This is a genomic window from Chloroflexus sp. (assembly GCF_034431535.1).
Taxonomy (GTDB): domain Bacteria; phylum Chloroflexota; class Chloroflexia; order Chloroflexales; family Chloroflexaceae; genus Chloroflexus.
The window spans coordinates 1-26,872 of the sequence record NZ_DAOUDC010000065.1 but is presented as its reverse complement, the minus strand read 5'-3'; the positions used below and the strand labels follow the sequence as shown (position 1 = coordinate 26,872).

The following is a 26,872-nucleotide window of genomic DNA, read 5'->3' as shown; positions in this document are numbered from 1 at the left end:
AGCGCTGCTCTGCCCCCTAGGGGGTAGAGCAGCGCTCTGCCCCTCTATCACGCATCGTAATACATCATAAACTCATACGGGTGCGGGCGCAACGCTAACCCGACCGCATCTTTACGCTTGCTGTCAATGTAGGATTCGAGCAGGTCGGTGGTAAACACGCCGCCCTTGAGCAGGAAGTCGTGATCCTGCTCGAGCGCATCGAGCGCCTCGTTGAGCGAACCGGGCGTGCCGCGAATACCAGCCTTCTCTTCCGGCGACAGCTCGTAGATGTCCACATCCAGCGGTGGCGGCGGCTCGATCTTGTTTTGGATACCATCGAGGCCGGCCATCATCATTGCCGCAAAAGCCAGATAGGGGTTGCACATGGCATCCGGGGCGCGGAATTCGATCCGGCGGGCCTTCGGCGATGAACTGTAGGTCGGGATGCGGATTGCCGCCGAGCGGTTGCGCATCGAGTAGACGAGGTTGATCGGAGCCTCGAAGCCGGGCACTAGCCGCCGGTAGCTGTTGGTGGTCGGCGCACAGATCGCCAGCAAGGCCGGGGCGTGCTTCAGAATGCCGCCAATGTAGTATTGCGCCGTCTTCGACAGCAGCGCGTACTGCGTCTCGTCAAAGAAGATCGGTTCGCCGTCCTTCCACAAGCTCTGGTGGGTGTGCATACCCGAACCGTTGTCGCCGAAGATCGGCTTGGGCATGAACGTCGCGCTGTAGCCGTGGGCGCGAGCGACGTTGCGCACAATGTACTTGTACTTCTGCACCTTGTCGGCCATGTTGACCAGCGAGTCGAAGCGCATGTCGATCTCGCACTGGCCGGCGGTCGCCACCTCGTGGTGGTGCAGCTCGATCTCGATCCCGATCTCCATCATCTTCAGGATCATCTCCGAGCGGATGTCCTGCAAGGTGTCGGTCGGCGGCACCGGGAAGTACCCCTCTTTGTGGCGGATGCGGTAGCCCTTGTTGCCCCCCGGTACTTCAGCCCCCGTATTCCACACCGCTTCGGGGCTGTCAATGTAATAGAAACCCTGATTGGCGCTCTGGCCGAAACGCACGTCGCTAAAGAGGAAGAATTCCGCTTCCGGCCCAAAGTAGGCGGTGTCGGCGATACCGGTCGTCTTTAGATACGCCTCGGCCTTCTTCGCCACCGTGCGCGGGTCGCGACTGTAGGACTGGCGCGTGATCGGGTCGATAATGTCACAGATCAACACCAGCGTCGGCACACTCAGGGTCGGATCAATGAACGCCGTTGAGGGATCCGGCACCATCAACATATCGCTCTCGTTGATCGCCTGAAAGCCCTTGATCGACGAGCCATCGAAGCCTAACCCCTCACGGATCATATCTTCGGTCAACCGCGAGGCCGGCAACGAGTAGTGCTGCCACCCGCCGAAGAGGTCGGTAAAGCGCGTGTCAACAATTTGAATTCCTTTGGCTTTGATCAGCTCGATAACGCCCTTCGCATCCATTGCCATGAGAACCTACTCCTTACAGTACAAGAACGAACGCGGTCCGCCAGAACAAACATGGTCCTGAAACAGGCAATGACGCCGCGGCACATTGGCGACCGGCGGCGTCGTATTCTTCCTGTCGGCTTCCGTCACATGGGAGGCAGACAGAGCGCAGCGCGCGAGGCAGGCGGCAGATCCGGCGAGGCATTCACTTCAATGCAATGCGACATCGCAGCATCGAAACGATCATCGTCAAACCGGGCCACATCGGTGTTGGCCGTTGCGCCTACGCAGGCGGCGTGCAACATCTGCACCTATCAGTAGTTTAATCAGTTGCCGCCGCTCGCGCTACGGTGAGAGGGTACAATCCTTGCGATAATCAGATTGGATAGTTTGTCTAATGGTTAGCTCTTACCATCGTTATCAATGCACCAGATCAAGGAGCTTGCTTCGGGCGGCAGGCCCACCGCATCGCGGCGGCCTCCGCTCCCGCGCAATACACACACACCTCTCACCCATTTTACAAAGCGGCGCGACAGGGGTACAATGGCAAGTCGATCCACGCCGCCACGCTGCGGCTGTTGCCTCAAGATACAGTGGTGAAAGGACAGAAGCGCTGTGAGCAAGAAGATCCGCGTTGCGATTATTGGCGTTGGTAATTGCGCCTCTTCATTGGTGCAAGGGGTTCATTACTACCGCAATGCCCGCGATGGCGATGACATCCCCGGCTTGATGCACGTCAATCTCGGCGGCTACCACATTGGCGACATTGAGTTTTCGGCGGCGTTCGACATTGCCGATACCAAGGTCGATCGCGATCTAGCCGAGGCGATTTTCGCCGAACCAAATAATACCTATCGCTTTGCCGACGTGCCCAAGCTGGGGGTGCCCGTCTCGCGCGGGATGACCCACGACGGCATCGGCAAGTATCTCAGCACGGTCATCCGCAAAGCGAAGCGTGATACCGATGACATCGTCCGCATTCTGCGCGAAACCAAGACGGATGTGGTTGTCAATTTCTTGCCCGTCGGCAGCGAGATGGCAACCAAGTGGTACGTCGAGCAGGTGCTCGATGCCGGCTGCGCTTTCATCAACTGCATTCCGGTCTTCATCGCCAGTCAAGAGTATTGGCGGCGGCGGTTTGAAGAGAAGGGGTTGCCGATCATTGGCGATGATATCAAGAGCCAAGTCGGCGCGACCATTACCCATCGCGTGCTGACCACCCTCTTCAAAGCGCGCGGCGTGCGCCTTGACCGCACCTATCAGTTGAATTTCGGCGGCAACACCGATTTCCTCAATATGCTCGAACGCGAGCGGCTCGAGAGCAAGAAGATTAGCAAGACCAATGCGGTCACGTCGCAGTTGGGCTACGAGCTGCCGGCAGAGAATGTTCACGTCGGGCCGAGCGACTATGTGCCGTGGCTGGGTGATCGCAAGTGGTGCTATATTCGCATGGAAGGTACCACCTTCGGCGATGTGCCGCTTAACCTCGAACTGAAGCTGGAAGTGTGGGACTCGCCCAATTCGGCGGGCGTGGTGATCGACGCGATCCGCTGCGCGAAGCTAGCGCTCGACCGCGGCATCGGCGGCGCGCTCTACGGGCCGAGCAGCTACTTTATGAAGACGCCGCCACGCCAGTTTACCGACTACGAGGCGCGCGAACTGACCGAGCGCTTCATCAGCGGCGAGGCTGGCGCAAAGTAAGGAACGCAAGGCGCAGAGACGCTAAGGGGTTGCGGGTTTGAGCCAAGTGAACGTGTAACTCTATCCTGCGCGTCTTCGTGTCGCTGCGCCTTTGCGTGAACACTATCCAAACAGGACGGGCATGAAACTGATTGTGCAGATTCCGGCCCTCAACGAACGCGATACGATCGCCGAGGTTATTCGTGCCGTGCCCCGCCACATCTCCGGCGTGGATCAGGTTGAGGTGTTGATTATTGATGATGGCTGCACCGATGACACGGTAGCGGTGGCGCTCGCCGCCGGCGCTGACCACGTGGTGCGCCATACCGCCAACAAGGGGTTGGCTACCGCTTACCAGACCGGCATCGACACCGCACTGCGCCTCGGCGCTGACATCATTGTCAATACCGACGCTGACAACCAATACCCCGGCAGCGAGATTCCGCGTCTGATCGATCCCATTTTGGCCGGCAAGGCCGATATCGTGATCGGCGACCGGCAGGTGCATCAGATCGAGCACTTTTCGCCGCTAAAGAAGGCGCTGCAATACGTCGGCAGCGCGGTAGTGCGTTGGGCCTCAGAAACCAACGTCCCCGATACTGTCTCTGGCTTTCGCGCCCTCTCGCGCGAAGCCGCGCTGCGCACCTTCGTCACGTCGGATTTTTCCTACACCGTAGAAAACCTGATCCAAGCCGGCAAGCGGCGGCTCACCATCGTCGCAGTGCCGATTACCATCAACCCGGTCAAACGCCCTTCGCGCCTGCACCGCGGCAACTGGAATTTCATCAAGCGGCAGGCGGCGATCATCGCCCGCACCTACACCACCTACGAACCGCTCAAGGTCTTTAGCTACATCGCTCTCTTCTTTGCTACGCCGGGCTTCATTCTGCTGGCGTGGGCAGCGTTTGTGTTCATCGGACGCCGTTTGGGCATCTTATCAGCCACCAATGACCAGTCGTTGCTGGTAGGCAGCGTACTGATATTAATGGCGCTGATCATCTTTCTGATCGGATTGCTGGCCGACCGCGTCGGCGGTGTACGCCGGCTGCAAGAAGAGATCCTCTACCGCACCCGCGTCAATCTGGTCGAGCAAGAGGCATGGCGGCGCACAATCAGCGCCCGCCTCGACCGGATCGAGCGGGCGCTGGGGTTGACAGGCAGCGACGAGCAAGACGAACCCGTCACCGAAGATGCTCAACCGCCAACGCGACCTTGACGCGCTTTCGGTTGCTAATGCCCGGCGGTATTGATCTCTTCCGCCTCGAAAACGGATGGGTTCGGATCGCCTTCAACCACAATCTTCGCAATCGCTCCCTTGTCAATTGCGCGGCTGAGCGCGTGATCGACCAAGATGTAAGTGCCGGGTGCTTCCAGTTTGAATTCGATGATCACCGCTCCACCCGCCGGGATGGTGGTGGTTTGTACGTTGTGGTTCTGCAAACTGCCACCTTCGACGTACACCGTATCGAAGATTTCGCCGATCACGTGGAAGTTGCTGCTCACGTTCGGGCCACCCACGCCAACAAATAACCGCACCGTCTCGCCAACCCGCGCCTTCATCGCGTTATCGCCGCTTAGGCCGCCCGCCCGCCCATTAAAGACGATGTAGGTCGGGTTTTCATCTTTCACCGCCAGCGGATTAAAGGTCAGATGGCCCTGCGTACCGTGGTTCTGTTGGGTGTAGAAATCACCCTGCATCACGTAGAACTCGCGATCGACCGGCGGCAGACCGCCTTCCGGCTCTACCACAATCAAGCCATACATGCCATTGGCGATATGTGACGGAATGTGCGGCGTCGCGCAGTGATAGACGTACACGCCGGGGTTGAGCGCCTTGAAGCGGAACCGCTTGGTTTGGCCGGGAGCGACCTGCGTCGCCACCGCGCCGCCGCCGGGCCCAGTGACCGCGTGTAAGTCGATCGAATGCGGCAACATGCTATCAGGCGCATTGGTCAGCGCCAGCTCGACCGTATCACCGACCCGCACCCGGATCATTGGGCCGGGAACCGTACCATCAAACGTCCAGAACGTGTATGTGCTGCCATCACCGAGATACCCCACCACCTCGCGCGTCGTCAATTCAACCGTCACCGTCTGCGCCGGGCGCGCGCCGACCGGCGCCGGTACTGCATTGGCCGGTAACATCACATCGTGCGTCACTTCCATCGCCGGGGCCACCGTCGGCAAGACTGGCATCTGCACCCCAGCGCCTGATGACGTAGAAACGGCGGCGCAACCCGCTAACAAGGCGGCTAGCGCGACGAGAGTAATGAGGCGTACCATACGTTATCTCCTTTGTAGCTGAAAGACGGTTCCTTTGGTTGGCTCTATCGTAACAAGCGCCGGTCCATCAGCATGTGACAGAAGTCACAGGTTGTCTGCCCATCGCAAGCAACATCGCCAGAATGTGCTACCATAAGCGCATTCTGGCAATAGCACGGAGAGAGATATGATTGATACGCTTCGCCAGCACTGGGCCAGCGGCGCCGTCGTCTACAATGCGTGGCTGACCATCCCTAGCCCGTGGAGCGCCGAATTGCTCGCTACCGCCGGCTTTCCTTCGCTCACCATCGATCTGCAACACGGATTAATCGACGATCCCACCGCATTGCACATCCTGCACACCATCGATCAGCGCCGCTGTCCGGTCTTCGTTCGGTTGGCATGGAACGAACCGGCCGCAATCATGCGCGCGCTCGACCGCGGCGCAGCCGGGATTATCGCGCCGCTGATCAATGGCCCCGACGATGCACGGACATTGGTAGCAGCCTGCCGCTTTCCACCGGAAGGCATCCGTAGCTATGGCCCGGTGCGGGTCGGGGTGGCTCATGGCGTTGTCGAACCGGCTGCGGTGGCGCGGCTGCCGGTGCTGATGCCGATGATCGAGACGGCAAAAGCGCTGGAACAGCTTGAGGCGATTGCTGGCGTACCCGGTATCGATGGTCTTTATGTTGGGCCGGCTGATTTGAGCCTCAGTCTCGGTCTGCCAGTACCAGTCGATTTTTCGGCGCCGCGCTTGCGCGCGGCGCTAAGCCATGTTGTCGCCGTGTGCCGGCAACGCGGGTTAGCGACCGGTATCTATGCCAACCCTAATATTGCAGCCGATCTCGCTGCGCTCGGCTTCAACTTTATTACCATCGTCAACGACGGGGATTTGATTCTGAAAGGGGCCATCGCCGCGTTGCGCGGGGTAGGGGCATCATAGGGGCTTAGCGTCGCTAAGCCCCTACGATTCCTTACGCCTCAGCGCAGGCCGCCAACCCTTCGCGATCACAAATCGCAATTGCGCCGCGCTCGATCCGGATCAACCCTTGCACTTCAAATTGATGCAAGGTGCGGCTGACCATCTCGCGCACCGTGCCGATCATCGCCGCCATTTCGGCTTGGGTCAGCGGCGCCATTAATGCACCCTGTTCTGAAGCAGTTGCGCGATCGAGCAATAACTTCGCCAAACGGCCTTGCACGCTGTGCAGGGCAATATTATCGATCAGATTGACCATGTGGCGCAATCGTCCGGCAAATTCGCGCAATAAGGCTAACGCCAACGGCGGATGCTCAGCCACCAACCGGCGCATCTGGTCAATTGGCAACACCAGCAGATCAACATCGGTAATCGCTTCGACATTGACCGGGCATGCCCCTTCATCGAAGATCGGCACTGCATTACAATGCTGGCCGGCTCCCATCACATTGACAATCTGCTCACGACCATTGGGCGCAATTCGGGTCAATTTCACCCGTCCGGCAACAATCGTATACATCGCCTGCGGCAGCTCGCCGGCCAGCACAATCACTACGCCGGCCGGATACGAGCGCGGTTGGGCAATCATCGCTAACGCCTGCACGACATGATCGGGCAGGTGAGTGCAGAAGCTCACTCGGCGCAATTGGGCTACTCGTTCGTTGCTCAATCTCTGCCTGCTAATGTGACGATTGTCACTGCGTACCGATGATAACACCATTATAGTAGCATGCAGAAGCACTGAAAAGGGGTGAGCGTATGATCGCACAACCACATGCCTCCGCTGTCACCGTGCTGCCCGAAATTGATCGCAACCGCTGCAACAGCTGCGGCATCTGCGTCGCGCTCTGCCCGACGCACGCCGTCGCGGTGCGCGATGGCTGCGCGGTGATTGTTGATGCTGATGCCTGCAATTTTTGCCCGCTCTGCGAAACCTATTGTCCGCAAGGCGCGATTGGGCGACCGTTCACCATCACCTTCTGCACAGCATAGGGAGGCGGACGCATGCCGGCGGACGCACGGTGTGCGGCCCACGTCGGGTGGCCTCTTCGACCACGACCTCCGGGAGGCGGACGCATGCCGGCGGACGCACGGTGTGCGGCCCTACAGGGGAACAACATCTTTTTCCATAACAAGGCTGGGCCAACCCAACCGGGCGCGCCAGCCGTCTAACCGCCACACTTCGCGATACCCCAACCGGCGATAGAATCGCTGCGCACCGGTATTGCTCGCCAGCACTTGCAACCGGGCGCGGGCCAAGCCGCGAGCATGGATGCGATCTTCCAGCGCGGCTATCAATACCTGCCCTGCGCCACGACCGCGCGCCGCCGCCGCCACCACGACACTGTGGATCAAGGCGCTCTGCGCATCATCGTGCCGGTAGACGCCGAACAGGGTACGAGAGACGGTGGCCGCTAATTGCAACGTCGGTAGCAGGCCGATCTCGCGCAGCGCCGCCGCGAGCGTACCGCGCGGCGCGCGCTCGAACACTGGCGCACCGGGAAATTGCAGCATGCCAGTACCGATCACACGCTGTTGCTCATCGCACACCACATACCGGTGATCAAAAGCAGCCGCGCCATTGGCCTGCAACGTATACGCCAACAACCGCTCTTGCCCCTCGCGCGCGCCGCTCAGCGCGCCGGGCAATTCGGCGTGGTACAACTCGACAATCAAACGGGCGATATCCGGTACGTCATTCGTGGTGGCGGGACGAATAGTAAATGCCGGCATACAATCAACCTCTAACCTAGGCAAAGGCGCAGAGAATGCAAAGACGCGAAGAGTTTAACGCAACGGCGCGAAGCACGCGAAGGTCGCAAAGGGATTAACGCAACGGCGCGAAGAGCGCAAAGATGATTGTAATGATGGTCCGCGAGTACGGTTTGGGGTAAACACCCAAAGACCTTAGCAACCCCTGCATTCTCTGTGCCTTTGCGTTTATCCCTCTTTCTCTGCGTCTCTGTACCTTTGCGTTTATTTGCTTACCCCATCGACCACGGCGGCGATTGCCGTTCGAGAAAGGCTCGCAAGCCAGCCTGCCCTTCCGGGCCGGTACGCGCTGCGGCGATCGCCTCGATCGCCAACCGGCGCACCTCGGCCAGCGGCTCGCTGCGCACGGCGCGCAGCAATTCCTTGCTAGCCGCAATCGCCTGCGGGCCACCGCGCAGCAGATCGGCCACGACGCCATCGACCGCTGCATCAAGCTGGTCTAGCGGAACCACTTCATGCACCAAGCCAATCGCCAACGCCTGCGCCGCCTTGATCCGCCTCCCGGTCACGAACAACGCGCGGGCATGGCCAAACCCGATTCGGGCAGCGACAAAGCGGGCAATCACCGCCGGCAACAACCCCAAACGCACTTCGGTCAAGCCAAACACCGCATCCTCGGCGGCCACTGCATAATCGGCGCAACAGACCAAGCCCACCCCGCCCCCCAAGGCTGCCCCATGCACCCGCGCCACCACCGCCTGCGGCAGCGTATCGAGCGCGGTAAACATCGCATCCAGCCGGGTCGCATCGGCGACATTCTCTTCATGCGAATACGACAAACTATTTCGCATCCAATTCAGATCGGCCCCCGCGCAAAATGAAGAGCCATCACCTTGCACCACCAGCACCCGCACCACCGGATCATGCCGCACCTCGTGACAAACTTCGGTGATGCCGGCGATCACCTCCGGGTTAAACGCATTATGCACCGCCGGACGTTGCAGGGTCAGCGTCGCCACCGGCCCATTGCGGGTCAGGGTCAGCACTGCCATAGCGATACTCCTGTGTGAATGAAAAAAGGTTGGCTTAACGCAGAGCCGCAACGAGTTTAACGCAAACCCGCCAAGAACGCGAAGATCGCAAATAAGGATGGTAGGGATGGGGCACAAGTACGGTTGAGGATAAACCGCCAAAAACCTTAGCGCCCTTTGCACCTCTGCGTTTGATATCTTTGCGCCTTTGCGTCTCACTCTAGCGGCAATTCAACACTCGCCACCACCTCAGCCAGAATATCCGCCGCCGTGCGCCCACGTAACGTCGCCGCAGGCCGCACCAGCAAGCGATGGCTGATGACCGGCCCCGCCAGCGCCTTGTAATCATCGGGCAACACATAATCGCGCCCGGCCAATGCCGCCCGCGCCTGCCCGGCCCGAAACAGGGCCAGCGTCGCCCGCGGACTCATCGCCAGCGCCAAATCGGGATGCGCGCGCAGCGCCTGCGCCACTCGCACCAAATACTCGCGCAACGACGGCACCACCCGTACCCCATACAGCGCCCGTTGCAACGCTGGCACCTGCGACCCATCCACCACCGCCGCAAGCTGCGTAATCGGATGCTCGCCGGCCAGCGCCGCTAACATCTGCACCTCTTCAGCCGGAGACGGATAGCCCAGCCGCACCTGCACCAAAAATCGGTCAAGCTGCGCCTCCGGCAAGGGAAAAGTGCCTTCAAACTCAATCGGGTTCTGGGTCGCCAAAACCAAAAACGGCTGCGGCAGCAGACGGGTCACGCCATCGATGCTCACCTGCCCCTCACCCATCGCCTCCAGCAAAGCGCTCTGCGTGCGCGGCGTCGCCCGGTTAATCTCATCAACCAGCAACACATGGCTAAAAAGCGGGCCAGGTTGAAAGACAAACTGACCGGTCTGAGGACGATAGACACTCACCCCGGTCAGATCGTTCGGCAACAGATCAGGCGTACACTGCACCCGCCGGAAACTCAACCCCAACGACAGCGCCAGCGCGCGGGCCAGCATCGTCTTCCCCACACCGGGAACATCCTCGATCAACACATGCCCGCCGCACAACAACGCGATCAACAACAGGTCAATCGCCTCGCCCTTGCCGACGATCACCCGCGCCACATTCGCGCGCACCCGCCCGGCAAACTCGGCCAGCGCGCGCACATCAGTTGAGGTTGATGGTAACGTCACGTTCTATCTCTTTACCGCAGACCTACCCGATCTGGATGCGATTTGCTCGATAAGGTCACACAGAAACCTACGGATGTAATGGATTGGTGTCCTTAGCGATCTGTCATATCCGGGTGAATCCGTGCCCTATATGCCCGATCCGTCTCAACTCGCGCCAATTCCGTATCTTATTCCGCCCTTCCCAACCTGTGTGAATCCGTGTCTTATTCCCGCTCATCATTATATCCGAGAACAACCCGATCTCACCCGCTCACCAAATCGCTTGACACTCGCAATCCCACGTTATCCCACGTTATCCCACACTATCCCACATTATCCCACACGAAACCCACATGGGTGTTAGGAGTTTTTGGAACGAATGTTCTAAAAGTACCAATAAAGCCAACGATTGAGGTTGCACCACATCATGCGGAGATGGTATGATAAAGAGCAACATGTTCCTAAACATAGACTTGAGGTTTTTATGTCAGATACGCCTGACTACAACCGCGTCATCGCCGAGTGCCTTGCGCACCCGCACCCCCCTTCCGATGATCTGATGGCCCTCGTCAAGCGCGTGCTTACGGCTGAAGACAAACCATCGCGTGAGCGACTGCAAGCGCTGAATCGACAGCTTAACGCACATTCCAATCAACGCCGCTTGGCGTTAGTCTACGGCGGCGCGACCAAGATCAAGGGCTATGTCTTTGAGGCCCCCAAACTGCCTGAAATTCGCGGCGCCAGCGCGCTGCTCGATTGGGTGGGCGAGCAGCAGGTGCATCAGATTTGGCACAAGGCCTTCCCGAAAGGCGATCCATCCAAACCGCATCCGTATGTCATCTATGCGAGCGGCGGCTCGTTTTTGGCCTTCGCTCCCTGTTCCGAAGCACAAGAACTAGCCACTCAAGTAGAGCGCACCTACACCGAACACACCCTTACCGCAAACAGCGTCGCCGTCGCCGCTTGCTTCGACCTGCTCGAACTGCGCTATGGGAGACTGTTCCGCGACGAAGCGACAGATTCATTCTATTGGGTTGAGGATTTTATTCGCGACTGCCAAGATGCTAACAAATGGGCGGAACTGGAACAGTATTATTATCTCCATAAAGATTCAGGTTTCGCTGCGAATGACAAGAGTGAAATTGCCCTCAAATGGCGCTTCTTCAATCGCAAGACCTTTGGCGAACTCGTGACGGTGCTGGCAACGATGTTTCACCGCCGGCGCGATGAACGGGCTAGCCATGGCGAGCCACGCTATCTGCCGCATTACGAGTTAATGCCGTGGGACGTGAAGTGCCACAGCAGTGATGTGCGTTCAGCGGTGATCGAAGCGCGAGTCGGCGATGATCGCCGGCAGCTTAGCGAAGCATCGGCCCGCAAACTAGCGGTTGGTCGCACGGTCAAAGGCGTAGATATTGGCGATCTCGAGAAAACACTGAAACCGTGGCGCGTACCGCCGGACTTAGAGACTTGGGAAACGCGCTGGCACGAGTTTCTCGACAACCATCCACAAAGCAACTACGCTCGTCACCTTGATAACGCTGCAATCAAGCCCGCCTCCGATCTAGCAGACATCGCTGCGGCTTCCGTGCCATCGCGCTACATCGGCCTGATCTACGCCGACGGTAATAATATCGGTCGCCTCATGGCAACGCTGACCACCCCCCAGCGCTATTACGAAGTTTCGCATGTGTTGAGCGAGGTGACGAGAGAAGCTATTTTTACTGCTTTAGCTGAGCATCTCACGCCGGCGAATAAAATCCATCTCTTCGAGATTCTTGCCATCGGCGGCGATGATCTCTTCATTATCGTGCCGGGAGACAAGGCGTTTGATATTGCGCTGACGATTGCACTGCATTTCGAGCGAGAGTTGACGGTACGGCTCGGATCGCTGATCCAGCGCAAAACAACGGAAAACAGTCAAGAGAAACTTGTCCGGTATCACGGTAACGATCCTGTTGCCCAAGCAATCCGCACCTGTTCCCCCGCCGTTGGTCTCTCGGCTGGGGTGCTGATTGCCCAAGAAAACACCCCCTTCTTCTTCCTGCGCGATCTGGTAGAAAAACTGCTGACAAATGCGAAGAAGCTGGCCAAACGGAACGCAACCGGTAATTTCTTCGGCGGCGCGATTGACTTTATGGTGCTGAAGTCTATCGGGATGGTGAGCGATAGCATTGATGCCTTCCGCGCTGAGGCATTGCAAGATTTCTCAGACAGCCAGCGCCGTCTTACTGCTCGCCCCTACACGTGGGCCGAATTCGCCGGTCTGCTGGCGTCGATTCGAGCGCTGAAACAGGCCAATGCGCCACGCTCGCAACTCTACCGCATCCAGCGGGTGTTGTTGCGCAACCGCACCGCCGGCATCTTTGATAGTGCAATGGAATATCTCTACACCCGTTCGCGCCTGCGCGGCATTAGCGAGACGCTGATCGAACATGTTGAGAAAGCGTGGTGCTGGCCATCGCCATCTATGCCGCAACGGGTGCATGTGCCGCCTTGGTCATCGCGACTTGATGGCACGGGTAAAGAACGACGCTACGAGACGATTTGGCCAGACCTGCTGGAAGCCTATGAGTTTGTGCCCGTCAAGCAGTGATGGAGATGCTATGCAGTTACGCATTGAATTAACTATTGCCAGCCGCACTGCCTTTAGCATTGGCGCCGGCGGTAGCGTGATGACCATTGCTGATAAGAGTATTATCCGTGATGGTTGGGGCCGTCCGATCATCCCCGGCTCGCAATTGAAAGGCCGTTTGCGCTGGTCTGTCGAGCAAGTGCTGCGCGGGTTAGGGCAAGATATTCCTAGCCCGTTTGATGGGCCGGATCGCGAAGAGATGAATACGCTGGTTAAACAAATATTTGGCACGCCCAAATTACGCTCACCGCTCTTTTTCGCTGATCTGCCCGGCGCTATCGGCGATCCGGCGCAGATGGATGCGCTGCGCACTGAGCGCATCCAACATCAGAGTCTGATTCGCCCTTCGGTGACGATCAACCGCGCGCGCCGCACGGCTGCTGACAAGCTGCTGATGTTTCAAGAAACCGCGCAAGAGACGACTCGGTTCCATTCGCCGCGCGCCATTACCGGCCAAATTACGGACGTGTCTCACGCCGCGCTCCTCTGGATGGCGGCACATCTCAGTACCCGTTGGGGCGGCACGAAGTCGCGCGGTTTGGGTTGGGCGACAGTTGAGGCAAGGGTCTTTCTCGATCAACAAGAGCGTCCGGCAACGCAATTGCGCGCAGATCTGCAGGCGCTGGTGCAGCAGCTCGGAGGTCACTCATGATCGTGCGGCTTGAGATCGAAGCGCTAGCGCCGCTGGCCTTCCCTGAACGCAAACCCGGCACTCAGTTCAACCGGAGCTTAGACTACATCCCCGGCGCTGCTATCTTTGGCGCGCTCGGCCAGATCCTTGGCAAGAATCCGGCCAACCTGCCCTTGCTGCGCGCTATCCGCTGCCACAATGCCTACCCGGCGTACCAAGGCGATCTATGGGTGCACCCGTTGCCGGCGACGGTCATCCAACCGAAAGGTGATGAAAAAGCATTCGACTCACTTTACCAGCGCGTCTGCTGGGAACAGCAGCAACCGGCAGCCCTGATCTATGCCCCTACCTCGTCTGACGGGCGACCATGGGAGGCGGCTGGCGCCAAGTTTTATTCCCTGCGCGACAATGCGATCGCGTTTCGCAAGGTGCAGCAGCGGATGCAGACCCGCGTCGGCATTAACCGCCGGCGTGGCATCGCCCAAGACGAACGACTCTACACGGTGCTGGCCATCCGGGAAACGATGCTTCTGGAATCTTCGTCACAGCATTCAGATCAGAACCACGGCCTCACCAAGGATACCCTTGTTCCTACCCGCTTCCTCGGCAGCTTGGTGATCCCTGATGGCGCGCATCATACGGTGGTTGACGCACTCCATAAGATCACTCACCTCGGCGGACGCCAAACCACTGGTCTTGGCGCAGTGGCGATACGCACGCTATCGCCAGAAGAGACGAGTGAGAATCTGCTTGAACGCATAGATGCAATGACCAAGCGCTTTAGGCAGCAGGCTAAGCTGTACCAAGACCTTGGCGGCAACCCTTGGTCAATCAACGGCCATATCTTTACCGTCAACCTGCTGTCGGATGCTATCTTGCTTGAAGATCGCTGGATCCCGACCCAAGAGTTTAGCACCGCTCAACTGAAGGCGATTACCGGCATTGAGGCCACCTTGATCCGCTCGTTTACGACCACCAAAACGGTAGGTGGTTATCATACCCAATGGCACCGGCCCAAACCAACCAATATTGCCGTGTCGATGGGCAGCGTGTACGTCTTTAAGACCAAAACTCCCTTGGAAACCAAGGACATTGAGAAACTCGCCGCCCTCCAGCACGACGGCATTGGTGAACGCCGCCAAGAGGGGTACGGTCAGGTGCGCATCTGCGACGAGTTTCACTTGCGGAACATCCTGTAAGCGAAGAAGGAGAAGTGATGAGCAGCGCCAATGCCCTCGATCCCCAGCGCCTCCGCCGTGAGCTGTTGTTGCAGCAGGCGATTGAGCGTCGCCTTGATGAATTGGTTCGTCTCGCCAATCTAACCGCAGCCATGCTGGAAAAATCGTCAATGGAGAAGAGTCAACTGCGCAATCTGTTGAATGTGGCCACCACGACCTCCTCGCCCGAAGTGGTGATCAATTTCATCCGCTACCAGATCGCGCGCGAAAATGATAAAGGTAATAAATGGGGCAAAGACCAAAACAGCTTTGGCCATACCCTGATTAAGCGCCTCGGTAAAGAGGTTAGAGATTGGGCAGCGACCGTTACCCAAGAGGTGAACGCTCACATGCCTAACGAACCGTCCGATGCCTTGTATAGTGCAGCATATATTCAGCTTATCCGATTATTCATCGGCTACCTGAACCGCGCCTTCTACTACGGCAAAGAGGTAGAGGATGGGTTCAACCAGTTGCAGGAGCTAGCCAATGCCTAACATCTATTCATTTGAAGCATTGCGCAACCGGCTCACCATGCGCGGCGTCTTGACTGCCTTGACCGCGCTGCGCATCGGCGCCGGACGCGAGAGCGATGTGGTCGGCAACGATCTGCCGGTCTTGCGCGACGCCTTGGGCCGCCCGTTTATCCCCGGCGCATCGCTGAAGGGTGCATTTCGCTCTCGCCTTGAGGGCTTGATCCGCACGGTGGCCGAACAAGAGGTGCGTAATTTTAAAGACATTGAAGACCAGATGCGCAACGGGATTGCCGAGCAGCCAGATGACAAGATCTGGAAACAATCAACAATGATCGAACTCACCTTTGGCGCGCCATGGCTGGCCGGACGGATCTTGTTCAAGGATGCTCTGATCGACCCCCATCTCTGGTTTGGTCAGTTTGAAGTGCGCAATGGGGTGGCGCTCAACCGCGATACCGAGACAGTCGAGCAAGGACTGCTATACGATTACGAAGTGGTGCCGGCAGGGATGCGCTTTGATTTCGAGTTGGTGATGGAGAACGCCGCCGATTGGCAGTTGGGGATGGTCGTGCTCGGCTTGCAACCGTGGATCCGCGGCGAGATGCAAGTGGGTGGTTTCCGCAGCCGCGGGTTGGGTTATGTGCGGCTCGACAACGTGTCTTACGATTTTGTCGAACTACACCCCGGTAATGCCGAGAGCTTGTTGGCATTTCTCGATGACACCCGTACCCACACGCCGGATAGCGCCACTATCGATGCTTGGAAACGTGCGTTTCGCGATGAATTGCAACGCCGAGCCAATGCCAAACCGGAGGTGACCAACCATGCATAAAGCGATCTTCCTTGAAGGCAGCCTCCGCTTGACCATCGAACCCGACGGCCCGATCTTGATCAAGGCTGGCGAGAGCGGCGGCGCCGATCCGACCCTGCCCGATATGGAGTTTGTCCGCAGCCAAGGGCGCATCTACTTGCCCGGCTCATCGCTCAAAGGCGTCGTGCGCGCCCAATGCGAACGCATCTGCCGCTCGCTCGACGGCCCTGAACGCTATGATCACGCGCTGCAGCGCCGCAGTGACAAAGACTTTATTCCACCACTGACCGACAACCCATTGGTGGAACGCGGCATATATCAGCAGTATAGCAGGGGTGGTGATGATATTACGTTTTCATCAGGCATCTACTTTGAAGAACTACGCAAAAAGTCTGCTGATCTAGCCAGTAATACCGCCGTCGTCTTCCGTCGCTCATCATTTGTGAGCCAGATCTTTGGCCACACCAGCCTCGCCAGCCGGGTGCGCTTCGCCGATGCCTATCCGGTGAGTGAGGTGAAAATTGAAGAGCGGAACGGGGTTGCCATCGATCGTATCTACGGGTCGGTAGCTTATGGCCCCTTCAACTACGAAACGGTGGTTGCCGGCAAGTTTCAAACCCAGATTACCTTCAAAAACCTGACCTTAGCCCACCTTGCCCTGCTAGGGTTAGCCCTGCGCGATCTGGCCGAAGGCCGGATCGGGATCGGTTTTGGCAAATCGCGCGGTTTGGGCCGGGCCAAGGTGAACTTCGACGAGTTGCGCTTGTACTACCCGACCTGCGAACTGGTTGATGGCACGCTGCGCTTGCTGAACGGTCAAACCGTCGCGCCGGCCACTAAACTCGCCGGGTTAGGCGCACTCTGCGATGAACGCTTCAAAGCGTACGATCTCCCGCCACGCGATGATGATCTGGTTGATCTACCACCCCGCTTGGCCTACCGCGCCGACGACTTCTTCGGCGTAACGCTGGTCGCTAACGGCAACGAGCAAGTATTGGCGGTATGGAAGGCGTGCATGCCAGCGTGGCGGCGGGAGATAGGGCTATGAAGGGGTATATTTACCGTTGCGCGCCGGTCACCGCTGTCCAACTGCTCGATCTGATCACGCAGCAGGTTGGCTTGCCCTGCTGGCACTTCAGCGGCACCCATCTGTGGCAAGCCCCTGCCTTAAACGCGTTGGAATATTCGGCACCGATCGATGTGAACAGTGACTTCGGCCATGCTTTCAACCAGCAAGCCGAGGTGCGCTGGAAACGGCTCGATGATGATGCCTTCGATGTGCTAATCTTGAGCGAGCAAGCGCGTACCATACCCGGAGCGCACACGCTGGCCAGCGACTGGGAAGTGCGTGAACATCCGCAACGGCCACTGATCCAGAGCGGCAAGCGGCAGCGGCTGATCTACTACACCTACCATGCCCCTAACGGCGCAGCGCAGTTCACGCGGTACATAGAGGGAGAAACCAAATGACGACATCATTCGGCAGCGGCCATTTTCAACCATCTGCACCCAAACCCTACGACTTTGTCCCTCTGCCTGAACAACAGCCGCCGTTACAACCACCGGCTGGTCATCATCGTTACCGCGCCGAAGCGTTGAGCGGTGTGCTCGAAGCATTGATCACGGCCCTCTCACCAGTGCATGTCGCCTCCGGCTTGCTTGAGCAGCAGCCAAGCAACAAGCAATACCCCCTTGTCAAAGCCCACTTCCGCACCGGCGGCACGCCGGCGATACCGGGTACATCGCTCAAAGGCTGCATCCGCAGCATTGTGGAAGCGATTACTCCCTCGGCTGTCACCATCACCCGCTCTCACGAACGGGCGAGCCAATATCTACCACCCCGGTCTATCGATAAGCATGGACTTGATCTGTCCGGACGTATCTTTGGCGCGCTGGGGTATTTAGGCTCGGTGAACTTTGCCGACGCAGCCTTACAAGGGCAGGTTGAGATTATCCCGTCGCCGCAACTCTTCCGCCCTCGCTACACTTATTTCGATGAGAATCGCCGCGCGCGCGGACGCAAGTTCTATATGCACGGCAACCTCGCCAAAGGCAACCTCCCGCTTGAAGCGTGCGCTGCCGGCAGCACCTTCCGCCTGCGTATGACCTTTAACAACCTCACCAAAGAAGAATTGGGAGTGATCTTGATCGCGCTGGGGCTCGGCCAACCAAGCTTCTGCCCCAAACTTGGCGGCGGCAAACCGGCCTGCCTCGGCACCATCGAAATCAGCCAGCCGGTCTTGCAGTGCGACAATCCCAAAGCGCGCTACAGCGGCGACGATGCCGCCGCCGCTACGCCAACGATTGATGAACTGATCGCCGCCGGTTCCAAGCTCGTCTTGCAACCGCAACTAACCAAGCTCGCCGACATCTTGCGCTGTCCGCGCAAGGATCGGGATTGTCCGAAGGGAAGTTATTGATATGGCATGAACGTCCTATGAACGAAGCAGAACTCAGAACACTGCTAAATCAGCCAGAAAATCCAAAGCTGGAATTCAAGCGAGAATTTTACCAAATTCATCATGAAGATCAACAAGTTAGGAAACAACAATGGGGTGAACTAATCAAAGACATCTTAGCTCTTGCAAACGGTAACGTTGGTTTTGCCGGCAAGGTCGGTTATTTGGTTATTGGTGTTGATGAGCAGCGGCATCTTTATGATTGTACAGAAGTCTCCATTAACAAACAACAAATACTACAAAGAGTCAATCATTACTACCAACCTCACCTACCCGATCTACAAGTAGAAAGTGTCTCCATTGACGGAAAGAAGCTTATCGTTATCATAATACCACCAACACCATATCTTCACGAGACGACGCAAGAAATACAAACCAGCAACAAAAGAGTGTTTCCTGCTCAGATAACCTTTGTTCGCGCGGGAGATAGTATCGTCACGGCATCAGAAGCAGTGCGTGAGGCGATTAAAAAAGAGAAGGCATCTTCGCCAAATGTGAGAGCAATTCAAAGTTTACAAGATCGAATAGATTCCATAGATGCAAATCTTGCAGCTAAGAGGTATGAACTAGAAAACACTTTTGATGAAAAAATTAAACATCAAATATTATCAGAAATTCAAGAATTAAAAATAAGAAAAGATTTTTAGGACAAAAAGTGTCCATCAGAGAGAGTACATCAAGTGGTATAACTCTGATCAACCATGCTAAGCGTTTGAAGAACAAGTTTCCTCACGATTGTATCAGAGACGAGGTTAGAAGTGAGATAGAAGACGTTCTGCGAAAAGCAATAAATTCACGAGAGCTACCAATCGAAGAATTGCGTTGTGCATACCAAGAAATCGTTAAACTTTTTGACGAAGACGGAAATTTAATAGATGCTTATGAATTTGGCGTTATGGCTTTGCAAGCCGGTGCCATGATTCGAGAATTGCACCAATCACATTTGGATATTTACCATTCAATTTGTTTGCTCTATCCTGATTACGCCAAAGCAGCCACGGAGTGCATGAAGGTTCATGAACAAATCTTAGCTGAAGAATCTGCTTGATACATTTAGGAGCATCGCTTGTATGAAAACTTTTACCACCGCCGAACAACTCGCCGCCGATCTTGCCGGCGGCAGCGTCGATCCCAACGAGGCGCAGAAAGCGCTGGCGTATCTGCGCAGCAAACGTGACCCCAAAGCGTTCTTTGCCTATCTCAATACCATCGTCAACAATGGGCACGCGGTTATTCGCTCTAGCCAGACCCTCGGCTATTACCGCAAAATCCTCGTCGCCTGCCAGCGCCACCTCAAGGGGATGGACTACGACGAGATGGTGCAAACGCTGGGGTGGGCGTTGCGGCTGCTCCGCTACTATCGCAACGTCCCGGAATCGGTGCGCAAAGCGGTCGAAGCGGAAGTTCCGCCGGTTGCACCACCCAAACCGGTACCGGTAGATCACCCTGAACCGGCAGCGCCGCAGAAAGACTCTCAACCAGCAGCGCTAAAGTCGCCGAAGCAGGTAGGAGATAGCTTCACTGGTAAAGTCATCGATGGCGATGACGAGATATTCCTGATTGAGGTACCCGGCTATCCTAATGTCAAAGCTATCTTGAAGCGTGAACCCGGTGTGCCAAACTACCGCCTGCAAAAAGACTCTGCCCGCGTTGAGGTAGTTCGTGTCGAGCAGAAAGCCGGTAAGATCATCCTTCACGTACAACGGAAGAAAAGCCGGCATTAGCGAATGATCGAACGCTTACCGGCAAGTGTGTCAGCAGATTTCACACGTCTCAATATAGTCAATGTAGCTCGCATTCCTACCCTAACCGAACGCCACGCGAGCACCAACATCGAACCACCCAGTCCAACCCGGCTGACCCAACCACCTATCGCCAACATCCAACCGACACGGAGCAACCGCGTATGACTCAGCAGCCAACCGCCCTGCTCATCCTGATCGGTGGCCGGCAGACGCCGAATATCCTCAGCGCGCAGCACCTCCGTCCGCAGATCATTGCGCCGATTGCATCTCACGAGGCGCTCAGACCCGGCCAAGCGTGGGAGATGGTGTATCCCGCGCTCAAAAATATTGGGAGCACAATCTTGCCGCCAGCCGCAGTTGATGCCTTTGATATCGAGCAGATCAAGCAAGCCTGCGTTAACGTCATCGACTCCCATCCTGAGCTGCGTTGGGTGTGTAACGTCACCTGCGCCACAACCGTTATGAGCATTGGGGCGTATGAAGCTGGGCGCGCACGAAATGCCGATATTTGGTACTTCGACACCAACAATCGCCGTGTCATCACGTTGGCCGGCCAGCCGCCACAGGGTGATCCATACCGCCTATCCGTCGCCGAATATCTCCGTATCTATCAGCGCCAAGCAAACCCTACATCGCCGCCGCCGCAATCGTGGCTCGAACTCGCCCGCCAGATGGCGCAAGCGCCGGATGAGGCGATTGAGTTTCGAGAGCAATTGCGCAAAGTGGAGGCAAATGCAAGCTATAGAGGGCCACGCTGGTTGAAAGGTGTATCGCTGACACCGACTATGCAGAACTGGCTGCCACTGCTTAGCAATGCCGGTTTCATCGATCAATCCCAGCGCCAAAATGGTTTATACAACCTTCATCAGGTGCATCAGGATTTGTGGAAATTCGTCGATGGTCTATGGCTTGAAATCTTTGCGTGGGATGCGGCACGCCAAGCTGGTTGTTTCGATGATTACCAGTATGGGCTTGAGATGCCGATAGACGGACAAGTTGCGATTAATCAGCTCGATCTCGCCGCCACATCTGCGGCTTCGCTGTTGATTGCCGAATGCAAAACCGATCAGAGCCCTTTCAAAACGCCTTACCTCGATAAACTCCAATCAATCACTGTTCTGATCGGCGGTTCATTCGTCGTCAAGCTGTTTATTGCGGCCCGCAGCAGCCAAAACGCAAATCCTGATGCTTGGCGATCATTTTCCGACCAAGCCAAAGCCCGCCAGATCGTCGTCGTTACCGGCGAGCAGTTGCCGAATTTGAAAGACATCTTGGCAAGTGAAGCGAAGAGGCCAACGTACTCACGAACATAGGCGCCAAGCCATTTTTCACACTTGAACAGCTCCCCCTCTCCCGCCGCGAGGTGGGAGTGGAGGTTGGGGGGTGAGGGAGTCAACGCAAAGCGAGCAAAGGCGCAGAGACGGTAAGCGCAAAGGCGCAACGAACGCGAAGATCGCAAAGGGTTGGGAGTGGGGGGAAGAAGCGAGGGAGGAGCCTTTCTCCTTCCTTTTCCCCCATCCCCTCTCCCGCTAACGCGGGAGAGGGGGCTGACGCCGCCAGGTGGAAGAGGTGGCCGGGGGTAGGAACCAACGCAATGTTTACCGCCGAGGGTGCAGGGGAAATGGCGATTCACCCTCCGCGTCCCCTGCGGGAAACATCTGCTGCATACCGCGCAGCGTTCTAACCAGCGATTTTGTGCCTTTTGCGCCTTTTTGCGGCTATTCCGTGCAATGTTTTACCGCCGAGGGTGCAGGGGGGGGAATAGGGAATCACCCTCTGCGTCATCCGCGCCCCTGCGGTAAACCCGATCTGCCCCTCACCCCACCGGCACACCGATCGTCAACCGCGCTACCAGTCCGTCGTTGATCGAGCCGGTGACGGTTGCCATCTGCTGCTCCCAGCCGTCGCGGAAGACGCCATCCCGTTCAAGCGAGAGCCGTCCGAGGTTGCGCAAGCTGGCACCGTATTGGGTTTCGGCGTATACTTGCCGGCTAATATCAGCGGGAAAGGCCAGTTGTGACGTATGCACCACGTTGCGCGCGCTGGTGGCTTGCTCAAGCGAGGGGTAAATCTCGAAGTGGATGTGCGGCCAGCGGCCAGCATAACAGCCGGGGAAGATGGTCTGAAACACGATGATCCCATCCGCGCCAGCGGCTTGCACCCCGCGCAAGTAGTCTTCGCCCTCGACGCCGGGACTGTACATCGAGTAACGTCCCGGCGCGTCGCAGTGCCAAACATAGATCGCGTAGCCGTCCAGTGGCGCACAGTCGCCGCCCGCCCGCACCAGCTTCAATTCAAGCCGCAACGGCACGCCGGCGGCGGTGTTGCCGGTACCGAGACTGGTGCGGATGTCGGGCCGCACCACTCCCGACCGGCTGAGCACGTTGAGGCTAGCGCCTTGCGCGCCGTTGCCGGGGAAGGGGCCGGCGGTTTCGCGCGGAATGGCATCGACGCATTCGGCTACCGCGACGCTGGTCGGGGCTGCTGTGGGTGCGATGGTGGCAGCAGGGGCCGTGGTTGGCACTGCAGTGGCCGCCGCCGCAGCCGGCGCGGTGGTGGGGGCAACGGTGGGGTTTGGCGCGGTGGTGGGGGTAGCCACTGGATTGGCCATTGGCGTGCAGCCGGCAAGGAAGGTGGTGATTCCCACCAAGCCTAGCCGCAAGAGACGCCGACGGGTGAGCAGCGGTTGCTGCATCATTGTCAGATCGGCTTGCAAGCCGAGATCAAAGAGGTCACGCTGATCGGTGGGCATAGTCTGCTCCTGAACGTGCTGGGTATGCCAGAGTATCGTCTACCTGAGTCATAACACAAGCCCGTGCCGGAATTGATGAGAAGTTGTGAAGAGGTGGTGAAGGAAGTAAGCGCACGTGGGAGCGCGGGCTGATTGCCCGCACTTGACCAGCAGGTGTTGCAATGACGCAAACTGTGTGAGGCAATACCTACCTCTCTCACACCCTCGCTTTTGGGAAAGAATGGAAACTATTCCTGATCCTGCCTCGTTTCCTCTTCCTCCGCCAACACTGCGAGTGTGTCTTCACGACCCGCTTTTGTTCGCGGCTCGGCGGTTGGTCGCCACTGTAAAAGACTTCAAGCATTGGCATTGGTTACTCCTGTGAATATACCATCACTAAGCGGCTCGCTATGGCGCGCAGATTTGACATGACATGCAGCAGTTGGACTGCCGCACTCCATAAGCGGCTGCATTCTTGCCGGTACGATGACGTATAGCATCGCTCGCGGCAGTTGGACTGCCGCACTCCATAAGCGGCTGCATTCTTGCCGGCACGATGACGTATGGCATCGCTTGCGGCAGTTGGACTGCCGCACTCCATAAGCGGCTGCGTTCCCCCAGCACCATCACGTCTTCCGCCGCGCGCTCGGCTGGATATCCGCTCACACAAACCGTAAACTGATCGGCGGTTGGCCGTGCATTTCGAGCACAAAGAGATCGCCGCGTTGGGCGGGAACGCTAGCCGCCAACGTGCCAGAGATCACAATAATCACCGGCGCGCAGCGGGATGCCAAAGCTGCGCAACTTGTTGGCGAGCCACGCCACCGCCAGCGCCGGGTAGCCGATCGCCGCCGCGCCGGCGCCGAACACAGCGGGCCGCCCGTTGTGACTCATGACCATGCCAATGGTTCAGAGGTCACTGCTGCGCAACACCTTGGTCCACGCACCGATCGTCAGTCCGCCATACGAGGCTTGTCGGCGATGGTGTCGGCGAGTTTGATCCGCCAGCGTTCGATCCGGCTATCGACAATTTCAATCGCAGCCGCCAGCGCTTCGATGGCAGCCGGCACTTGTTGCGGCGTGATGTTTGGCCAATCGAGCGTTTCACTGATCAGAAAGGCGATTTCACCCTCGACCCGCGGCTGCAAGAAGACCTCGAAGGGGGCTTCGGCCCCATAGGCGTTCAGCTCACAGGGTCCGCACTCGCCATCGTGCGGGCACGCCCGTGTCCCAGGGCACGCTGCTGTGTGATCCGTTTGAACCGCAGGTCCACCTGCCAGCGTGCCGCATCGCTCCGCCAGAGCAGGGCATCCGGCCACGCCGTCGTGTCCATCAGCGTGGTGATCGGCAGCATCCCATCGGCAAAGTACGGTACCACTTCGGTCGGCGGGCGTTGCTTGCGTCGAGCGCGCGTTTTGGCGCGGTGTTGCACGCTTTGGCGGTGCGGTTCGGGCAGCAGCTGCGCGAGGAGGCGGACGGGCAGCCGCGGATCCCCGTGGCGATACTAGGCCAACCGGCTCCCCTGGGTGCGGCGCCGGCCATCAAGCCAGTCCCGCACATCCCAGCGCTGCCTATCAGCGGTTTCGAGCGGAACCCTTGGCGGATCGCTCCGGCCAAGCGCATCCGCCTGGACCTGCCGGATGTGGGCGATCCGGTCGCGATAGCCATCGCCGGCATCGCGTCCCGCCAGATCGCCGGGCTGGAACACGAACGGGCGGACGTGTTCCGCGCCACGCGCATCGGTCAGATGGATCGGCGCCAGTTGGCCGGTCATCAGGTCATACGCCCCATGCCTGCGGGCATTATCGCCGCAGCCGTGGGCGAAACGGATGGCCGAGGCATCGACCAGCAGCACCCGACTGCGCACCACTTGGGTCAACCGGCGCGGGTGGGGCTAACTCAGGCGATAGGCGACCAGCGCCTGGCGGAAGGAGCCAGCGGCGCGCAGGCGCGCAAACCTTGCCGAAGGCGCGAGGGCGGCGCCCTGCTGGATGGTTGCCCAGGCGCCCAGATGGCGGAGCCTGGTACTGGTGAGTGCGGAGGCCAGTCATCCGCGCACCTGGTCGGCAGCGCACGCGAAGGCGCGAGGGCGGCGAGAGGCGCCGGTGGTGGCCGCCAGGTGATCGAGATCGGGTGGCAGCAGCGGCAGGATATCGTGCTTCTAGGCGGATGCAGATTTGGTATGATGGACGGGACGCGGCATGGCAATCTCCTGTGGGGATGGATGCTGTGATACCAACCAGCACCATACTCGGAATTGCCGTGCCGCGCCACCTGCTTGTCAAGGTACAACCAATTCCTTAACCGAATGCCGATGGGGCGCGGCCCATCCACCTATAGACCGTCCGCTGCAGCTCGGCAATCGTATCGCACGCCCGCACCAGATCATCAACCGTGCGCGAGCTAACAAAGAAGGGGTGAGTCCAGCCGCCGCTGCCGGTATCGGTCGGCATCGTCCACTTCCAGTTCTCCGGCCCGCCGCGCGCCATATCCTCTTGGTGCAGCTCATGCAGACGATCGTACCACCGCGCCACCATCCGCGCCGAATTGCGGAAGGCCGGATGCGTGGTAATATCCTTCACCCGCTCGCCTTGAAAGTAGACCACTCGATCGTCACGCAGGCTCTCAAGATACTCCCGCCCATTCATTGGACGCGCGCCAGCTACGGTGGTCTCCGCCATCGTCTCGGACACCGGCATGCCATCATCTCCCTGTGAACGAACCCTCAGCGCCGTTGCCGCGTCACGGTATTGGGATTAGTTTTGTGGTCGCGGTGATTTTGATTATAGGGGGGTGAGCAGTGTTGTCGATAACCAAATTCGGAATACCCGAACGGCGGTTGAAATGGTGGAAAATGACCTGTATCACTGGGTAACAATCCCCATTCCGCCATACTCAAGCCTATCTTCGTGTACAATAAAACACGAGTATCCCATCTCGCCCAACCGTACCAATACCGGCTTACCGCAGCAGATGCTGAAAGGTGCATCATTCTCTGCGTCCCCCGCGTCCTCTGCGGTAACACATCAAAGGAGAGCGCCATGCAACCAAGCGAGACCGCCGTCGAACCCTACGTGCTGAGCGAAATTGACGGGCGCGGCATTGCCCGCCTCACCCTCAACCGCCCTCGCCAGTTTAACGCCCTTTCTGACGAGATGCTGGCCGCGCTGCAAGCCGAGCTTGACGCGATTGCCGCCAACCCGCAGGCGCGGGTGGTGGTGCTGGCCGCCGCCGGTAAGGCGTTCTGCGCCGGCCACGATCTCAAGCAGATGCAGGCCCATCCCGACCAGCAGTACTACGAAGACCTCTTCGCCCGCTGTTCGCAGATGATGCTGACCATTCAGCGTATGCCGCAGCCGGTCATCGCCCGCGTGCATGGCATCGCTACCGCCGCCGGCTGCCAGTTGGTCGCGATGTGCGATCTCGCTGTCGCCTCGACCGAAGCCAAATTTGCGGTGTCAGGGATTAACGTCGGTCTTTTCTGCTCAACACCGTCGGTCGCGCTGTCGCGCAACATCGGGCGCAAAGCCGCCTTTGAGATGCTCGTCACCGGCGAGTTTATCGATGCCCCGACCGCCGAACGGCTAGGGTTGGTCAACCGGGTTGCGCCCCCCGCTGAACTCGACACCGAGGTGCAGCGGCTAGTTGATGCGATCCTGTCCAAGCCGGCTGAGTCGATTGCCATCGGTAAGTCGCTCTTTTACCGCCAGATCGAACTGCCGATGGAAGAAGCCTATCAACTCGCCGGCCAGACGATGGCTTGCAATATGATGGAGCCATGCGCTCAAGAGGGGGTCGCCGCGTTCGTTGAAAAGCGCCCGCCGGCGTGGGCAGCGACAGAACATCGCTCAAGCTAAGCCAAAAAATACGAAGCGCGCCGCAGTGATTGCGGCG

Annotated in this window: 29 protein-coding genes and 1 pseudogene; 18 read left to right on the top strand and 12 right to left on the bottom strand. The window is 58.3% G+C overall.

Annotated features, from left to right (window positions below):
• Positions 1-47 precede the first annotated feature (47 nt).
• Entirely contained in the window at positions 48-1,469 is a 1,422-nt protein-coding gene (glnA, locus tag U9R61_RS15350; protein WP_322489686.1) for a type I glutamate--ammonia ligase, read from the bottom strand.
• Positions 1,470-1,594: 125 nt separating this feature from the next.
• Positions 1,595-1,753, bottom strand: a complete 159-nt coding sequence (locus U9R61_RS15345) for a hypothetical protein (protein ID WP_322489685.1) — start codon at positions 1,751-1,753, stop codon at positions 1,595-1,597.
• A gap of 310 nt (positions 1,754-2,063) precedes the next feature.
• On the opposite strand from U9R61_RS15345, the gene U9R61_RS15340 reads away from it, so the two are divergent.
• Together U9R61_RS15340 and U9R61_RS15335 are read left to right on the top strand one after the other, a co-directional pair.
• Positions 2,064-3,149: an inositol-3-phosphate synthase gene (locus tag U9R61_RS15340; RefSeq protein ID WP_322489684.1), complete on the top strand. Its 1,086-nt coding sequence runs from the start codon at positions 2,064-2,066 to the stop codon at positions 3,147-3,149.
• Positions 3,150-3,270: 121 nt separating this feature from the next.
• Complete coding sequence (locus U9R61_RS15335; protein ID WP_322489683.1) at positions 3,271-4,344, top strand: glycosyltransferase family 2 protein; 1,074 nt, start codon at positions 3,271-3,273, stop codon at positions 4,342-4,344.
• Between the two features lie 14 nt (positions 4,345-4,358).
• Here U9R61_RS15335 and nirK read toward each other — a convergent pair whose 3' ends face one another.
• On the bottom strand, positions 4,359-5,411 hold the full coding sequence (gene nirK, locus U9R61_RS15330) for a copper-containing nitrite reductase (RefSeq protein WP_322489682.1): 1,053 nt from the start codon (positions 5,409-5,411) through the stop codon (positions 4,359-4,361).
• Between the two features lie 166 nt (positions 5,412-5,577).
• Here nirK and U9R61_RS15325 point away from each other — a divergent pair, with 166 nt between their 5' ends.
• The gene (locus U9R61_RS15325; protein ID WP_322489681.1) at positions 5,578-6,333 is read left to right on the top strand and encodes an HpcH/HpaI aldolase family protein; all 756 of its coding nucleotides are present in this window, start codon (positions 5,578-5,580) and stop codon (positions 6,331-6,333) included.
• 31 nt (positions 6,334-6,364) lie between these two features.
• Here the strand turns inward: U9R61_RS15325 and U9R61_RS15320 are convergent, their stop codons facing one another.
• Positions 6,365-7,039, bottom strand: coding sequence for a Crp/Fnr family transcriptional regulator (locus U9R61_RS15320; RefSeq protein WP_322489680.1), 675 nt, complete (start codon positions 7,037-7,039; stop codon positions 6,365-6,367).
• A gap of 89 nt (positions 7,040-7,128) precedes the next feature.
• Here U9R61_RS15320 and U9R61_RS15315 point away from each other — a divergent pair, with 89 nt between their 5' ends.
• Positions 7,129-7,362: an ATP-binding protein gene (locus U9R61_RS15315; RefSeq protein WP_322489679.1), complete on the top strand. Its 234-nt coding sequence runs from the start codon at positions 7,129-7,131 to the stop codon at positions 7,360-7,362.
• A gap of 111 nt (positions 7,363-7,473) precedes the next feature.
• On the opposite strand, the gene U9R61_RS15310 is transcribed toward U9R61_RS15315, so the two are convergent.
• The 3 genes from U9R61_RS15310 to U9R61_RS15300 all read right to left on the bottom strand — a co-directional run bounded on the left by U9R61_RS15310 (position 7,474) and on the right by U9R61_RS15300 (position 10,294).
• A complete protein-coding gene (locus tag U9R61_RS15310) occupies positions 7,474-8,103 on the bottom strand; it encodes a GNAT family N-acetyltransferase (protein ID WP_322489678.1) in 630 nt (209 codons plus the stop codon).
• 251 nt (positions 8,104-8,354) lie between these two features.
• Positions 8,355-9,134, bottom strand: coding sequence for an enoyl-CoA hydratase-related protein (locus tag U9R61_RS15305; RefSeq protein WP_322489677.1), 780 nt, complete (start codon positions 9,132-9,134; stop codon positions 8,355-8,357).
• Positions 9,135-9,328: 194 nt separating this feature from the next.
• Entirely contained in the window at positions 9,329-10,294 is a 966-nt protein-coding gene (locus U9R61_RS15300; RefSeq protein WP_322489676.1) for a MoxR family ATPase, read from the bottom strand.
• A 463-nt stretch (positions 10,295-10,757) separates the two neighbouring features.
• Between U9R61_RS15300 and U9R61_RS15295 the strand changes: the two genes are divergently transcribed.
• The 12 genes from U9R61_RS15295 (at position 10,758) to U9R61_RS15240 (ending at position 21,560) form a co-directional block, all read left to right on the top strand.
• Positions 10,758-12,869 carry a Cas10/Cmr2 second palm domain-containing protein gene (locus U9R61_RS15295; RefSeq protein ID WP_322489675.1) on the top strand — a complete coding sequence of 704 codons (2,112 nt, stop codon included), beginning with the start codon at positions 10,758-10,760 and terminating at the stop codon, positions 12,867-12,869.
• A gap of 10 nt (positions 12,870-12,879) precedes the next feature.
• The gene (locus U9R61_RS15290; RefSeq protein ID WP_322489674.1) at positions 12,880-13,560 is read left to right on the top strand and encodes an RAMP superfamily CRISPR-associated protein; all 681 of its coding nucleotides are present in this window, start codon (positions 12,880-12,882) and stop codon (positions 13,558-13,560) included.
• Complete coding sequence (locus tag U9R61_RS15285) at positions 13,557-14,738, top strand: type III-B CRISPR module-associated Cmr3 family protein (RefSeq protein ID WP_322489673.1); 1,182 nt, start codon at positions 13,557-13,559, stop codon at positions 14,736-14,738. Before U9R61_RS15290 ends, U9R61_RS15285 begins: the two co-directional genes overlap by 4 nt.
• A 17-nt stretch (positions 14,739-14,755) precedes the next feature.
• Positions 14,756-15,253 (top strand): hypothetical protein, encoded by a 498-nt coding sequence (locus U9R61_RS15280; protein ID WP_322489672.1) that lies wholly within the window; start codon positions 14,756-14,758, stop codon positions 15,251-15,253.
• A complete protein-coding gene (gene csx7 / locus U9R61_RS15275) occupies positions 15,246-16,064 on the top strand; it encodes a CRISPR-associated RAMP protein Csx7 (RefSeq protein ID WP_322489671.1) in 819 nt (272 codons plus the stop codon). The genes U9R61_RS15280 and csx7 overlap by 8 nt, the downstream gene beginning before the upstream one ends.
• Positions 16,057-17,091, top strand: coding sequence for an RAMP superfamily CRISPR-associated protein (locus U9R61_RS15270; protein ID WP_322489670.1), 1,035 nt, complete (start codon positions 16,057-16,059; stop codon positions 17,089-17,091). Before csx7 ends, U9R61_RS15270 begins: the two co-directional genes overlap by 8 nt.
• A complete protein-coding gene (locus U9R61_RS15265) occupies positions 17,088-17,513 on the top strand; it encodes a hypothetical protein (protein ID WP_322489669.1) in 426 nt (141 codons plus the stop codon). Before U9R61_RS15270 ends, U9R61_RS15265 begins: the two co-directional genes overlap by 4 nt.
• Positions 17,510-18,463, top strand: coding sequence for an RAMP superfamily CRISPR-associated protein (locus U9R61_RS15260; protein WP_322489668.1), 954 nt, complete (start codon positions 17,510-17,512; stop codon positions 18,461-18,463). Before U9R61_RS15265 ends, U9R61_RS15260 begins: the two co-directional genes overlap by 4 nt.
• Before the next feature lie 17 nt (positions 18,464-18,480).
• The gene (locus U9R61_RS15255) at positions 18,481-19,149 is read left to right on the top strand and encodes an ATP-binding protein (protein ID WP_322489667.1); all 669 of its coding nucleotides are present in this window, start codon (positions 18,481-18,483) and stop codon (positions 19,147-19,149) included.
• An 8-nt stretch (positions 19,150-19,157) separates the two neighbouring features.
• The gene (locus tag U9R61_RS15250; protein ID WP_322489666.1) at positions 19,158-19,550 is read left to right on the top strand and encodes a hypothetical protein; all 393 of its coding nucleotides are present in this window, start codon (positions 19,158-19,160) and stop codon (positions 19,548-19,550) included.
• A 22-nt stretch (positions 19,551-19,572) separates the two neighbouring features.
• On the top strand, positions 19,573-20,226 hold the full coding sequence (locus tag U9R61_RS15245; RefSeq protein WP_322489665.1) for a hypothetical protein: 654 nt from the start codon (positions 19,573-19,575) through the stop codon (positions 20,224-20,226).
• A gap of 182 nt (positions 20,227-20,408) precedes the next feature.
• Positions 20,409-21,560 (top strand): Card1-like endonuclease domain-containing protein, encoded by a 1,152-nt coding sequence (locus tag U9R61_RS15240; protein ID WP_322489664.1) that lies wholly within the window; start codon positions 20,409-20,411, stop codon positions 21,558-21,560.
• Between the two features lie 503 nt (positions 21,561-22,063).
• Here U9R61_RS15240 and U9R61_RS15235 read toward each other — a convergent pair.
• The 4 genes from U9R61_RS15235 to U9R61_RS15225 form a co-directional block, all read right to left on the bottom strand.
• A complete protein-coding gene (locus tag U9R61_RS15235; RefSeq protein ID WP_322489663.1) occupies positions 22,064-22,999 on the bottom strand; it encodes an intradiol ring-cleavage dioxygenase in 936 nt (311 codons plus the stop codon).
• Positions 23,000-23,195: 196 nt separating this feature from the next.
• Complete coding sequence (locus tag U9R61_RS19975; protein WP_416208862.1) at positions 23,196-23,348, bottom strand: hypothetical protein; 153 nt, start codon at positions 23,346-23,348, stop codon at positions 23,196-23,198.
• Positions 23,349-23,716: 368 nt separating this feature from the next.
• Entirely contained in the window at positions 23,717-23,872 is a 156-nt protein-coding gene (locus U9R61_RS15230; protein ID WP_322489662.1) for a hypothetical protein, read from the bottom strand.
• A 59-nt stretch (positions 23,873-23,931) separates the two neighbouring features.
• Positions 23,932-24,126, bottom strand: coding sequence for a hypothetical protein (locus U9R61_RS15225; RefSeq protein ID WP_322489661.1), 195 nt, complete (start codon positions 24,124-24,126; stop codon positions 23,932-23,934).
• 287 nt (positions 24,127-24,413) lie between these two features.
• On the opposite strand from U9R61_RS15225, the gene U9R61_RS15220 reads away from it, so the two are divergent.
• Positions 24,414-25,211, top strand: a complete 798-nt coding sequence (locus U9R61_RS15220) for a hypothetical protein (protein ID WP_322489660.1) — start codon at positions 24,414-24,416, stop codon at positions 25,209-25,211.
• An 82-nt stretch (positions 25,212-25,293) separates the two neighbouring features.
• On the opposite strand, the pseudogene U9R61_RS15215 reads toward U9R61_RS15220, so the two are convergent.
• Positions 25,294-25,677: pseudogene (locus tag U9R61_RS15215) on the bottom strand (4-hydroxyphenylacetate 3-hydroxylase N-terminal domain-containing protein); the annotation flags it as partial.
• A 342-nt stretch (positions 25,678-26,019) separates the two neighbouring features.
• On the opposite strand from U9R61_RS15215, the gene U9R61_RS15210 reads away from it, so the two are divergent.
• Positions 26,020-26,835: an enoyl-CoA hydratase gene (locus U9R61_RS15210; protein ID WP_322489658.1), complete on the top strand. Its 816-nt coding sequence runs from the start codon at positions 26,020-26,022 to the stop codon at positions 26,833-26,835.
• Positions 26,836-26,872: the final 37 nt, after the last annotated feature.